This is a genomic window from Paraburkholderia sp. SIMBA_030 (genome assembly GCF_046535245.1).
Taxonomy (GTDB): domain Bacteria; phylum Pseudomonadota; class Gammaproteobacteria; order Burkholderiales; family Burkholderiaceae; genus Paraburkholderia.
In genome coordinates this window covers 1-273 of record NZ_JAWRXB010000485.1, presented here as the reverse complement: position 1 = coordinate 273, position 273 = coordinate 1, and the positions used below count along the sequence as shown (strand labels likewise).

Here is a 273-nt window from a genome sequence, read left to right as displayed (position 1 = left end):
GTAGCGACGTTCGTCTATTCGAAGTTCTCCCCACCGTCGCGCAGCGCGACCGTGCTGATGCAGGCCGTCTGCCGGCGCGCAGACGAACTCGGCAGACGAACCCGTTGAGCCTTGGGCTCAATTTCCGAATGGCGTCGTCAGTTCCGTCTCGTTCGTATCCACCACGAAGACGGCAAGAAGCTTCGCCGGCTTCGTCTTGCTCGCATTCGCGCTGACGCCGTGGCGGTCGCCGGGCAGTTCGGAAAAGTTCTGCCCGGCCTTGTAGACCGTCAC

General features: G+C 62.6%; 1 pseudogene. It reads right to left on the bottom strand.

Features of this window, described 5'->3' with window-relative positions:
• Positions 1–117 precede the first annotated feature (117 nt).
• Positions 118–273: pseudogene (locus tag SB772_RS40895) on the bottom strand (cupin domain-containing protein); the annotation flags it as partial.